Origin of the sequence: Actinomyces sp. HMSC075B09 (assembly GCF_001812395.1) — a bacterium.
Taxonomy (GTDB): domain Bacteria; phylum Actinomycetota; class Actinomycetes; order Actinomycetales; family Actinomycetaceae; genus Gleimia; species Gleimia europaea.
In genome coordinates this window covers 41,950-53,706 of the sequence record NZ_KV808743.1, presented here as the reverse complement: position 1 = coordinate 53,706, position 11,757 = coordinate 41,950, and the positions used below count along the sequence as shown (strand labels likewise).

12 protein-coding genes and 1 tRNA gene are annotated in these 11,757 nt (G+C 57.6%); 6 read left to right on the top strand and 7 right to left on the bottom strand.

What is annotated here, in order from left to right; all coding sequences use genetic code 11:
- Positions 1-176 precede the first annotated feature (176 nt).
- Positions 177-776, top strand: a complete 600-nt coding sequence (locus tag HMPREF2854_RS07760; RefSeq protein ID WP_070621132.1) for a vitamin K epoxide reductase family protein — start codon at positions 177-179, stop codon at positions 774-776.
- A complete protein-coding gene (locus HMPREF2854_RS07755) occupies positions 773-1,459 on the top strand; it encodes a metal-dependent transcriptional regulator (protein WP_070621131.1) in 687 nt (228 codons plus the stop codon). Before HMPREF2854_RS07760 ends, HMPREF2854_RS07755 begins: the two co-directional genes overlap by 4 nt.
- A 67-nt stretch (positions 1,460-1,526) precedes the next feature.
- Here the strand turns inward: HMPREF2854_RS07755 and HMPREF2854_RS07750 are convergent, their stop codons facing one another.
- Complete coding sequence (locus HMPREF2854_RS07750) at positions 1,527-1,970, bottom strand: HIT family protein (protein WP_070621130.1); 444 nt, start codon at positions 1,968-1,970, stop codon at positions 1,527-1,529.
- Positions 1,971-2,084: 114 nt separating this feature from the next.
- Here HMPREF2854_RS07750 and HMPREF2854_RS07745 point away from each other — a divergent pair, with 114 nt between their 5' ends.
- Positions 2,085-4,976, top strand: coding sequence for a leucine--tRNA ligase (locus HMPREF2854_RS07745; RefSeq protein WP_070621129.1), 2,892 nt, complete (start codon positions 2,085-2,087; stop codon positions 4,974-4,976).
- Between the two features lie 67 nt (positions 4,977-5,043).
- Entirely contained in the window at positions 5,044-6,054 is a 1,011-nt protein-coding gene (locus tag HMPREF2854_RS07740) for an aldose 1-epimerase (protein WP_070621128.1), read from the top strand.
- Here HMPREF2854_RS07740 and HMPREF2854_RS07735 read toward each other — a convergent pair.
- Positions 6,014-7,357 carry an alpha-amylase family glycosyl hydrolase gene (locus tag HMPREF2854_RS07735; protein ID WP_070621127.1) on the bottom strand — a complete coding sequence of 448 codons (1,344 nt, stop codon included), beginning with the start codon at positions 7,355-7,357 and terminating at the stop codon, positions 6,014-6,016. The two genes, HMPREF2854_RS07740 and HMPREF2854_RS07735, sit on opposite strands and share 41 nt — an antisense overlap.
- A gap of 64 nt (positions 7,358-7,421) precedes the next feature.
- Between HMPREF2854_RS07735 and HMPREF2854_RS07730 the strand changes: the two genes are divergently transcribed.
- Entirely contained in the window at positions 7,422-8,228 is an 807-nt protein-coding gene (locus HMPREF2854_RS07730; protein ID WP_070621126.1) for an Fpg/Nei family DNA glycosylase, read from the top strand.
- A 22-nt stretch (positions 8,229-8,250) separates the two neighbouring features.
- On the opposite strand, the gene HMPREF2854_RS07725 is transcribed toward HMPREF2854_RS07730, so the two are convergent.
- The 4 genes from HMPREF2854_RS07725 to HMPREF2854_RS07710 all read right to left on the bottom strand — a co-directional run bounded on the left by HMPREF2854_RS07725 (position 8,251) and on the right by HMPREF2854_RS07710 (position 11,193).
- Positions 8,251-8,742, bottom strand: coding sequence for a GNAT family N-acetyltransferase (locus HMPREF2854_RS07725; protein WP_034508325.1), 492 nt, complete (start codon positions 8,740-8,742; stop codon positions 8,251-8,253).
- A 116-nt stretch (positions 8,743-8,858) separates the two neighbouring features.
- Complete coding sequence (epsC, locus tag HMPREF2854_RS07720; RefSeq protein WP_034508322.1) at positions 8,859-9,440, bottom strand: serine O-acetyltransferase EpsC; 582 nt, start codon at positions 9,438-9,440, stop codon at positions 8,859-8,861.
- 5 nt (positions 9,441-9,445) lie between these two features.
- Entirely contained in the window at positions 9,446-10,378 is a 933-nt protein-coding gene (cysK, locus tag HMPREF2854_RS07715) for a cysteine synthase A (RefSeq protein ID WP_070621125.1), read from the bottom strand.
- 182 nt (positions 10,379-10,560) lie between these two features.
- A complete protein-coding gene (locus HMPREF2854_RS07710) occupies positions 10,561-11,193 on the bottom strand; it encodes an IMPACT family protein (protein WP_070621124.1) in 633 nt (210 codons plus the stop codon).
- Between the two features lie 250 nt (positions 11,194-11,443).
- Here HMPREF2854_RS07710 and rpmF point away from each other — a divergent pair, with 250 nt between their 5' ends.
- A complete protein-coding gene (gene rpmF, locus HMPREF2854_RS07705; protein WP_016443825.1) occupies positions 11,444-11,614 on the top strand; it encodes a 50S ribosomal protein L32 in 171 nt (56 codons plus the stop codon).
- A gap of 65 nt (positions 11,615-11,679) precedes the next feature.
- Here rpmF and HMPREF2854_RS07700 read toward each other — a convergent pair.
- Positions 11,680-11,752 (bottom strand) — tRNA-Arg (locus tag HMPREF2854_RS07700).
- Positions 11,753-11,757: the final 5 nt, after the last annotated feature.

Here is an 11,757-nt window from a genome sequence, read left to right as displayed (position 1 = left end):
GAGCCAGCTGCTCTGCCAATTGAGCTAACGGCGCCTGCAGATAAAAACCTTACGCGTTTCTTAATAAGACTGCAAAATCATCCAATGCGGTCTTAGACACATCAGCCGTTTGGTACAAAAGAAGCGAGGGGAGCGTCCTATCTCGTAGTATTTGGGAGTCGAGGTAAGGAAATCACGTGGATAAAGCGGTTGTTAAAGATTCCGTTCCGGTTGGCTTCATAAACACTGCTGTAGTTGTTTTGGGTGCGGCAATGGGATTGCTCGCTTCCCTTGGGCTACTTGAAACAGAGCTGGGTCACTTGCGAGACCCGGACGGCGCGCTCGGGTGTGACCTGAATTCGCTGATCAGTTGCGGCAGTTCCCTGATGTCGCCGCAGGCGCACCTGCTCACTGTGCCCAATTCCGCGCTCGGAATCGCGGCTTTTGGTGCACTGGTTGCAATCGGCGCGGTGATGCTACTCGGCACTCGCCTGAGCAAACCGGCAACAATGCTACTGGGTTTAGGATCGGCCTGCGGCCTTGTTTTTGTGGGCTACTTCTTGTACCAGTCGGCAACAAACTTTTTTGCGCTTTGCCCGTACTGCATGGTGGTGTGGTCGGCAACGATTATCGTGAGCGCGGTACTCATACCCGCGGCTCTGACCGCATTCGAGGGTACACGCGCAACGGGCAAAACGATGCTGCGCTACTCGTGGGCAACAATCGTATGCTTGCACCTAGTGGTGTTTATCGTCGTGCTGTTTACAATGACTGAACAAATCGGAGGCCTCCTGTGACCGGAAAGCGTGAGCTGTCAACCGTTAGGGAAGACTACCTGCGGGCCGTTTATTCGGTAGAGGAGTGGGACGATGAGGGCGTTAGCGTAACTGAACTAGCTGCGATTATGGAGGTTGTTCCTTCCACAGCCTCAGAAAACGTGCGCAAGCTGAGGGATGCTGGCCTGTTGGATCACCAGCCGTATCAAAAGGTCAGGCTCACCGAAGCAGGTCGCAAAGAAGCCATTGAGATGGTGCGTCGCCACCGTATTTTAGAAACTTTCTTGTACAAGTCCCTCGGCTATTCCTGGGACGAGTTACATTTTGAGGCACACGAGCTTGAACACGCGGTTTCTGACCGGTTCATAGACAAGCTTGATGAGGCTCTGGGCTTCCCCCGTTTTGACCCGCACGGGGATCCGATTCCCGGTAAGGACGGCTCTGTACACAGGTGTTCGTGCTTCACATTGCCTGCCGCGCCGTTGGATGAGGTCGTGCAGATTGTGCGTATTCGTGACGGGGAGCCCGAAGTACTGCGCTACTTTGAGCAGCGCGACATCTTGCCCGGAGCGAAGCTGCGCGTAGTCGAGCGCGCGGATATTGCTGGCCAGGTAACTGTGGAACTGGAGGGCACCCGGCTCGATATTTCCACGGCTCTGGCCGCGCGCATCAAAGTAACGCCGGAACGGGCTGAGTCAGCCTAAGCAGTTTGAAACAGTTCGGCCGGTCGGGAACATTCCGACCGGCCGAATCGTTTGAATTGGCTAAGGCTTAGGCAAGTTCTGCGCTGTCAATGCGCGGGGGAACATTGTTTCCATACCCGAGGGCGCGAAGAGCCTCGCGCAGAGCTTCGGTGCTCTCGGTCAGTTCCTCATTCGTCGCCTGCTTCGCGTTTGCCGGGTTCATATCCGCCTCGCTTCGCAGGGGAACTACGTGCAGGTGCGTGTGGGGAACTTCAAAGCCGAGGATGGACAGGCCGGCTCGCTCCACACCAAAGGCCTTCTTTTGCGCTTCTCCAATGCGCTTGGCCACGTTAAACAGGTGCGCGGCTACCTCGTCGGAAAGGGAAGTCCACTCACTGATCGCCTCACGCGGAACCACGAGTGCGTGGCCGGGGCGAACGGGGGAGATGTCAGCAAAAACAACGCAAATTTCGTCGGAGTAGATGAACTTGCCGGGAATGTCGCCGGAAATAATTTTTTCAAAAATTGTCATACTTCCATTGTGGTACAAGCTTGCCCATTTTTCGCCCCACCCGATTCTAAAGAACCCCCATTAGTGGGGTAGTGTAAATGTCGGATTGACAGATGAAACGAGGTCAAATTGAGCATGCAAACCGCAGGGGATAATCCTTACCGCTACGACGCGGCGCTCGCGGCCAAAATTGAGGCCCGCTGGCAGCAGTACTGGCAGGAAAATCAGACGTTCGCGGCTGATAACCCAGAAGGCGATCTTGAAGGTTCGCTAGCCCAGAAGGAAAAGTTCTATCTGCTAGACATGTTCCCGTACCCGTCGGGTGCAGGTCTGCATGTGGGCCACCCCCTCGGCTACATCGCCACGGACACGGTTGCGCGCTACAAGCGCATGCAGGATAAGAACGTGTTGTACACGCTTGGCTTCGACTCGTTTGGTTTGCCAGCTGAGCAGTACGCCGTGCAGACGGGCCAGCATCCACGTATCACTACCGAGAACAATATTGCGAACATGCGCCGCCAGCTCGCCCGCATTGGCCTGTCGCATGATAAGCGTCGTTCGATTTCAACAACCGATGACGAGTTTGTGCGCTGGACGCAGTGGATCTTCTTGCAGATTTACAACTCGTGGTATGACCCGCAGGCTAAGCGTCGTGATGGCAAGGTAGGTTCGGCTCGCCCCATTAGCGAGCTCGTTGCAGAGTTCGAATCCGGCAAACGCGAAACGCCGCACAAGCCGTGGGCGCAGATGAGCGAGGAGGAGCGTAGCGACCTTCTGGACGAGTACCGCCTGGCATACGTGGCGTACTCCCCGGTTAACTGGTGCCCGGGCCTCGGAACTGTTTTGGCAGATGAAGAGGTAACTGCCGATGGCCGCTCCGAGCGCGGCAACTACCCGGTTTTCAAGTCGCGTCTGCGTCAGTGGATGATGCGTATCACCGCTTATGCTGATCGCTTGGCCGAGGATTTGGATACGGTTGATTGGCCCCACAAGGTGGTGGCGCAGCAGCGCAACTGGATTGGTCGCTCCACTGGCGCAACCGTGCATTTTGAGGTTGAGGAAGGCCAGGTCACTGAATCCACCCAGCTGACGGTGTTCACCACGCGCCCCGATACCTTGTTTGGTGCAACTTTCATGGTGGTTGCTCCCGAGCATGAGCTGGTGGGCGGCGAAGACGCGCCGGCACAAGAACTTACGGTTCCAAGCCAGTGGCCGGCAGGCACGCGCGAAGAGTGGACGGGCGGATATGCCTCCCCGCGCGAGGCCGTGGCGGCGTATCGTTCGTGGGCGAAGTCCCGCACCGATGATGAGCGCCTCGCGGAGGGTACTGAAAAGACGGGTGTGTTCACCGGTATTTTTGGTACCAACCCGGTTAATGGAAATAAGATCCCGGTGTTCGTTGCGGACTACGTGCTGATGGGTTACGGCACGGGCGCGATTATGGCTGTGCCGGCCCACGATGATCGTGACTTTGCGTTCGTGCAGCGTTTCAACATTGACGTGGTGACCACTATCCAGCCGGATGAGGATTTTGACGGTGAGGGCGCTTGGACTGGCGATGGTCTGATTGTGAACTCGCAAAACGATGAAATCTCGCTCAACGGCCTGAACAAGGCTGACGCGATCGCTCGTATCACAAAATGGTTGGAAGAAAAGGGCGTTGGCCACTCGACGGTTACGTATCGCCTGCGTGACTGGTTGTTCTCTCGCCAGCGCTACTGGGGCGAACCCTTCCCGGTTGTGTATGACGAGGAGGGGCGCGTGCATGCTCTTCCAGAGTCGATGCTGCCGGTGCAGCTACCGGAGTTGGATAACTTCCAGCCCCGCACTTTCGATCCTAATGATGCGGATACCACGCCGGAGGCAGCGCTTTCGCGCGCAACGGATTGGATTGAGGTGGAGCTGGACCTTGGCGACGGTTTGAAGAAGTACCACCGTGATACGAACACGATGCCAAACTGGGCGGGTTCGTCTTGGTATGAGCTTCGCTATACGGATCCAAATAACACTGAGTATGCTTCGTCTGAGGCCAACGAGGCCTACTGGATGGGCCCGAAGGGCAAGGGCGAGTCGGGAGGCGCTGACCTCTACATCGGTGGCGTGGAGCACGCGGTGCTTCACTTGCTGTACGCGCGTTTTTGGCACAAGGTGCTGTTCGATCTAGGCCACGTGTCCTCCTCGGAACCGTTCCACAAGCTGTTTAACCAGGGTTACATCCAGGCTTACGCTTTCAAGGATGCCCGCGGTGAGTACGTGCCGGCCGATGAAGTCGAGGGCGATGAGGAAACCGGGTGGACCTATAAGGGTCGCGAGGTGTTCCGCGAGTACGGCAAGATGGGCAAGTCGCTTAAGAACATCGTGACGCCCGATGACATGTGTGAAGAGTACGGTGCGGACACGTTCCGCATGTACGAAATGTCTATGGGACCCCTCGAGGTGTCGCGCCCGTGGGATACGCGGGCGGTGGTGGGCTCCTACCGCTTCTTGCAGCGCCTGTGGCGCAACGTGGTTGATGAGGAAACCGGTGCGGTTACCGTGACGGATGATCCCGCTGACCTCGAAACGAAGAAGCTGGTTGCCCGCACCATTGCGGACGTTACCGAAGAGTACGAGAACATGCGGATGAACACCGCGGCTGCTCGCATGATCGTCCTCAATAATCACCTGACGGGTATTGACCGCGTGCCGCGCGAAGCCATTGAACCGCTGGTGCTGATGGCCTCGCCGCTCGCTCCGCACATCGCAGAGGAACTGTGGAACAAGCTGGGGCATGAGGGCACGCTTGCGCGCGAGCCGTTCCCGGTTGTAGAGGATGAGTCGCTACTTGAAGAAGAGAAGGTCACTTGCGTTGTCCAGATTGCCGGCAAGGTGAGGGCTCGTCTTGAGGTGGCGCCATCGATCAGTGCCGAAGATCTAGAGAAGTTGGCTTTGCAAACTGAAGCCGCGGTTAAAGCCCTGGATGGGCGCGATCCGCTGAAGGTGATTGTGCGGGCTCCGAAGCTCGTTAGTATCGTACTTCCGAAGTAAAGATCCGCGTCCCGGTGCCATGTTGCCCGGGGCGCGATATCTTATAAGAAACCAGTTAGGGGGAGCCGTGAGTAATATCGAGTTCGTTGAAATCCAAGCCGGGGAATCTACCGCAACATTTTGCACGCGCGGGGGGCTTATCACCTCGTGGGTGGTGCCCGCGGGTGAGCGGCGTTTCGATGTGATTGACGGCTATCAAAACGCCGAAGAGGTTGAGGAAAGAAACGGTGCTCGCTCGGCGCTGCTGGCCCCGTGGTCTAACCGTATTAGAGACGCGAAGTATTCCTGGCAGGGAGAAAGCTACGACCTCGGCCCCGATAAGGACGGGGTGCGTGAAGGCTTGCACGGGCTGTTCCTGGATCGCACTTTTGAGGTGACTGGCACGGGCCCGGGCTGGATCACAATGTCAGCCGAAGTCCGGCAGGACGAGCTTGCAAAATCGTTTGAAGATGGTGTGGCCTATCCTTGTCCGGTGAGCCTGCAGGTGCGCTACGAGATCGCGCAAACGCCCTCTGGTTGGCAGCTGAATATGCGTCTTGCGGCAACTAACCGTGGAACCACTCCCGCTCCGATTGGACTCGGCTGGCACCCGTACGTGCGCTACGACGGTGGGCGCGAGGGCGCTTACCTCACTATGCAGGCGCGCACGGAGATCATGACCAATGATGCTCTGATTCCGTTCGAGGGAGACGAGGCATTCGCTCCGGCGCCAACATTCGACCCGAACAAGGGAGTGTTGGTGCTTGATGATCTGAGCGGTATGGACAAGGCGTTTACTGACCTGACCGTTAGCACGGGTGGTGAAGCTACATCGGTGGCCACCTTGCATCACCCCAGCGGCGCAACTACGCAACTGAAAGCGGCGGTTTCAGGATCAGGTGCGCGCGGTTTTGGTATCTTCCATCTGTTCACTGGCGAGGCGCTAAAGCACCGTCAGTGTGAGGCTCTTGCCTTGGAGTACTGCCAGTTCATGACCAACGCTTACAACCGGCCCGAGTTTGCTAAAGAGCTACTTGTCGAGCCGAACAAGTCCGCGGTCATGAATGTAAGTCTGATCCACACGCCCCATCAAAAATAACGTAGGCGTTTGGGCGTAGCGCGTTGTTGTCAAACTGGCCGGCAATGGGCGCGCCGCACCCCTGTAACACTTCACTGCCGCGAGGCAGCGGCGCGTCAGAAATGTTCAGCACAACCGTGATCGCCTGGTCGCCGTTGTAGCTGACAAAACGCATCACCTCGTTCTCGAGGTGAACTACCTTGGTTTTCGCGTGCCACAGCCAGGGGCGTTGGCGCCGCATCGCACAAAGTGAGGCGTACCAGTGGAAGAAGCGTTGCGCTCGCGGGGCTTGCATGGCCTGCTCGGGGGAGGCGGGCAGTGGCTGACGGATCGCATCATCGCCGCCCAGGCGTTCCTCTTTAACGCCGGTAAAGCCCATTTCGTCCCCGTAGTAGATGGAAGGCACCCCGCCCACACTGAACAAGATGGCAGCTGCCACGCCAACCTGCTCCTCGTTTTCAAGTTGGGTAGCAATGCGTGTGACGTCGTGGTTTCCAATGAAGGTTTGGGGAACGAACGTGTCCAGCAGTTCATTGTGACGTCCCAGAGTCCAGTCAAGTTCGTAGAAGTTCGCGTCGTTTAACGCGGACCAGGTGGCTTTCCATAGCTCGTATTCAGTGAGGCAATCCCATCCTGATTCGCTGACCATGTCCGCGTATTCGCCGTGGATGACTTCGGCCACGATCCACGCGTCTGCATGGCGGCTTCGCACTTTTGGCAAAATGTCGGTCCAAACACTCGGAGCCATGGCGTACGCGGCGTCCAGCCGCCAGCCGTCAGCGCCCAGGTCTAGCCAGTGGTTCATCACGTTTGTAATGGCTTCGCGCACCCTCGGATTGGCGTGATTCAGTGTGGCGAGGCCGGTGTGGCCCTCAAAACAGTGGTAGGAGGGCAATTCTCCCTCAGCCCACCCATCCCAGTTGGGCAGAAGCATTTGCGCGTCCTCAGATGGGCCATTGCGCAGTCCCTCCACCAGAGGGTGGCGCGAGCCAACGTGGTTGAACACCCCGTCCAGCACGATTTTCACCCCGCGCGCATGAGCGGCCTCGACGAGTGATTTGAAGTCCGCAAGCGTGCCCAGGCGCGGATCAATTCGGTAGTAGTCAATCGTGTCGTATCCGTGCGAATAAGAGTGGAAGATGGGCCCTAAAGACAATACATTCGCGCCGATTCTGACCGCGTGATCCAGCCAGGGCTCAAGGTCGCGTAGTGTGCGCGGCGGCTGGTAATCCCGCCCCTCAACTTCCGGATTTGTTGCCGGTGCGCCAAGAGCGCCGAGGGGAAATACCTGCCACAAAATTGCGCTACCACTAAAACTACTCATGTTTTAATCATCTCATTTTGTGCTCCCGTTTGAGCCGGGCTGATCCCCTTGATATCAATGTGTCATGCCTGAAGGACACGTTTTGCATCGTCTTGCCCGCCGCTTTTCCCACGATTTTGCGGGCCAAAGCTTGGTGGTGGAGTCACCGCAGGGGCGTTTCGAGGCCGGCGCAAACCTGGTGAATGGGAGCGAACTGGTTGGTGCGCGCGCACACGGCAAGCACCTGTTCTTAGAGTTCGAGGGGGAGCGCTTTGTCCATATCCACCTGGGGCTTTACGGCAAGTGGCGTTTTCGCGAGGTACATGGGAATCTGCCTGCGCCTATTGGTCAGGTGCGGTTGCGCATTGCATCTGCCGGTGAGGTTGCGGATCTGGCCGGACCGAATCGCTGCGCACTTGTATCAGCGGGCGAGGTCGAGGACGTGATTGCCCGCCTGGGGCCAGACCCGTTAGATCCCACGCCAAATGCGCGTAGCCAGTTCATCGCTAACGTGCGCGGGCGCAAGCGAGACATAGGGGAACTGGTGATGGACCAGTCGATAATCGCCGGGCCAGGCAATATTTATCGCGCCGAGTCGCTGTTTCGCGTGGGCATATCTCCGTTTCGCAAGGGCGTAAACACCTCGATAAAACGAATCGGTCAGCTGTGGGATGACCTTGTGATCCTCATGGAAGATGGGGTGCAAACGGGCATTATCACCACGGTCGATCCCAGCGATGCGCCAAATCCGCCCTTGGAAGCGGATCCAGAGGCCTCGCGCTTCTACGTTTATCACCGCACGGGCAGGCCTTGCTTACACTGCGGGGCGCCCGTGCAAGAAAAGCGCGTTGCCACCAGGCGCCTGTTCTGGTGCCCCTCCTGCCAGCGGTAGGAGCGTGAGTCACGTCCAGCGTTTAGGCCTCTTGGAACCCCAAGTAGTCGTAGAGCCGGGCAGCGCTCGCGGCCTCGCGCATGTCTAGTTGCAGGCACATGTCTTCATATCCGGCAGCGGCCACGCGTCCTGCGGCCTCGCCGATAAGGGCGGTTGCGATGCCTCGTCCGCGATAGTCGGGGTGGACCATCAGGTCAAGGATGTATGGACTCTTATCGGCATCGTCCCAAGGCGTCCCGATTGTCACGAAGATCGCGCCAATGAGATCACCATCGGCCCAAGCGCCGATGAATGAATTGTCGAGGGGAGTGCCGAACTCTCCGCCAAAGCACATGCGCATCTGGTCGATTGACTCGTACAGGCTTTCCGCGGTCTCCGGCAGGTCATATGCAACCACGTTGAGGGCTGCGAGGGCCGGAATGTCATAGCGGGTTATGGTCGCTAGCTCAATTCCGGCCGGGCGTGCAAAGTCGGTTAGCGACTTCAGTCTGGCATTAAGTGTGAGCTGTGACATATCTATACTTTAGTTCCGTTCGCGTGATTTGTGGGTTAAAACCACCCGGGCAACACAAACGCGCACCCAAAAAGTATTGGATGCGCGTTTGATCAGCGGCGTAAAAGCTTAGCCGCTCAGATGTATAGTGTGGGATCCACAATCAGGTCAGCTTCGCGCGATTGGTCGCAAAGCGGCTGGTTATGAGCCGGGATGCCAACCGCTACGTGTTCGGTTGGAACCTCGCGCACCACTACCGCATTTGCGCCGATCTTGCTGTGATCACCAATCTTGATGGGGCCAAGCACTTTTGCGCCCGCGCCAATCATCACGTTCGACCCCACGGTTGGGTGTCGCTTGCCCTTCACCATGGCGACGCCACCCAGGGTGACGCCGTGGAAGATGACCACGTTCTCACCAACACTCGTGGTCTCGCCAATCACTACGCCTGTGCCGTGGTCAATGAATACGCGGCGGCCAATACGTGCACCGGGGTGAATGTCGATGCCGGTGAAGGACCTTGTGATCGATGAGAGTACGCGAGCAGGAAGGCGCGCTCCCGACCTCCACATCTTGTGCGCTACTCGGTGTGACCACATGGCGTGGACACCGGGGTAGGCCAGCGCAACCTCAAGGTTGGACCTCGCGGCCGGATCGCGCTGGCGCGCCGTTTCGAGGTCCTCGCGCAAGAGGGAGGGCAGGGACGCTTTCTTAGACATGGCTCCTACTTCTTAATGTCCGCCCACAGGGGAGTGGAGAGGTAGCGCTCGCCCGTGTCAGGTAGAACCGTGACAATAGTTTTGCCTGCAAACTCGGGGCGCTTTGCAACCTCGAGGGCCGCCCAAAGGGCAGCGCCAGCGGAGATTCCTACAAATAGGCCTTCCTCGCTGGCTGCGCGGCGGGCGGTCTTCAGGGCGTCCTCGGTTTTCACCGTTACGACCTCGTCAACCACGCTGCGGTCAAGGTTGTCCGGTACGAAGTTCGCACCGATGCCCTGAATGCCGTGCGGTCCAGCAGTGCCCTCGGTAAGTAGGGGAGACTCAGCCGGCTCAACCGCAATGGCCTTGAGGTTCGGGGTCTTCTTCTTGAGGGCGCGCGTAACTCCAGAGATCGTGCCGCCCGTTCCCACGCCGGCTACAACCACGTCAACGTTTCCGTCGGTGTCTGCCCAAATCTCGGGCCCGGTGGTCTCTTCGTGCATCTGCACGTTAGCCGGGTTGGAGAACTGGGAGGCTAGGATCGAGCCGGGGCGCTCCGCAACGATCTTCTTCGCAGCCTCTACCGCGCCTGCCATGCCGGCCTTCGGGTCAGTGAGTACGAGCTCAGCGCCAAATGCGCGCATCAGCTTCTTGCGCTCGTCGCTCATTGAGGAGGGCATTGCGATGACTACCTTGTAGCCGCGCGCCGCGCCAACCATGGCAAGTGCGATACCAGTGTTTCCCGAGGTTGCTTCAACGATTGTGCCGCAGGGGGTAAGCTCTCCCGACTTCTCGGCAGCATCTACGATTGCCACGCCGATGCGGTCTTTAACTGATGATCCCGGGTTGAAGTATTCCAGTTTTGCCAGGACATTCGTGCTTTCCCCGGCCATACGGTTAATGCGAACTAGGGGAGTGCGTCCTACGGTTTCAGTGACATTGTTGGCAATGTTAGCCATGTGAAATCTCCTGTGTGTCTGTCTTCTAAAGTTTCAAATTCGTGAACTTAAGCTGGGTGCCGGCGCCGTCGTTTTCCGGGCAAGCGGGCACCCTAAAGACACTGTGTGCACACAAAGGTGCTAGAAATTCGTGTAAAAACAATTTTCTTAATGGTCACGTGCCCATAATAGTGGTGCTATCGTTACGCGTCGACTTCAACGGTTGTTGACTCGATCGCACGTGGAATTATTCCTCCGCCGGAAAGCTCGGCAACCAGGCTCGCAAACTCGCTTTCACGCGCGGGTTCTAGAGCGACGGTGATAGTTGCGAACTGTCCGTATGCCACATCTGTGATGTTGAACCCGCGGGCGCGAAGGTCCGCCTCGATTCGCCCAGCGTAGGCGTGCGGAGCGTCCAGTTCAAAGCGGAGTACGTCCTTAAACTCAACAATTTGGGCAAGTTTTAACGCTTCGGAGACGGAGGATGAGTACGCCCGAATCAAGCCGCCCGCGCCCAGTAGTACGCCGCCAAAGTAGCGGGTTACAACCGCGGTTACGCCCACCAGGTTTTCGCGTAGAAACACCTCGAGCATGGGAGCGCCAGCCGTTCCAGAGGGTTCACCGTCGTCATTCGAGTGCCCGATTTCGTTTGAGCCTTCAGGCTTAACTACAAACGCAGAGCAGTTGTGCGTAGCGTCAGGGAACTCCTCACGGGTGGTGGCAATGAAAGCGCGTGCATCGTCTTCGGTAGCTGTCTGTGCCAAAGTGGTGATGAACTCAGACCGCTGGATTTCTAGCCGATTGCGAACCCAGGTTCCCGTCTTAACGCCGCGCATGTGCCCTCCTTACCGCTTATTGTATGCAGGGCGTTGCAGATATCTGGCACAGCGGCGGTGCCCAACTCAAAATGTACGAGATTGCGCACGTTCTTTGGTGGCTGGGGGCGAATTTGCTAAGCTAGAACAGTTGCCAACGTGCCTATCACGCGAATCACACTGTTTGCAGTGGTGTTTTAGGCGCGATTCGTGGCAAAGTGTACCTTGGTAATTGATCGATTCTTTTTGAATGTGAAGGAGCGGGCGGGCTATGGCAGTACCTAAGCGCAAGATGTCCCGGTCGAACACTCGCACTCGCCGGTCGTCGTGGAAGGCTAAGCTCCCTGAGCTTCAGACTATCCGTGTGCAGGGCCGCGAAGTCCGAGTGCCTCGTCACCTTGTAAAGGCTTACAAGGCTGGTGCTATCGAGATCGAGGACTAGTCTTAGATAGTTAAAGAACGAGCCTGGGTTTTCCCAGGCTCGTTTTGTTTTCCCATTTTGCTGTGCACCCCCGACAGGATTCGAACCTGCGACCAATTGCTTAGAAGGCAACTGCTCTATCCACTGAGCTACGGAGGCTCTCG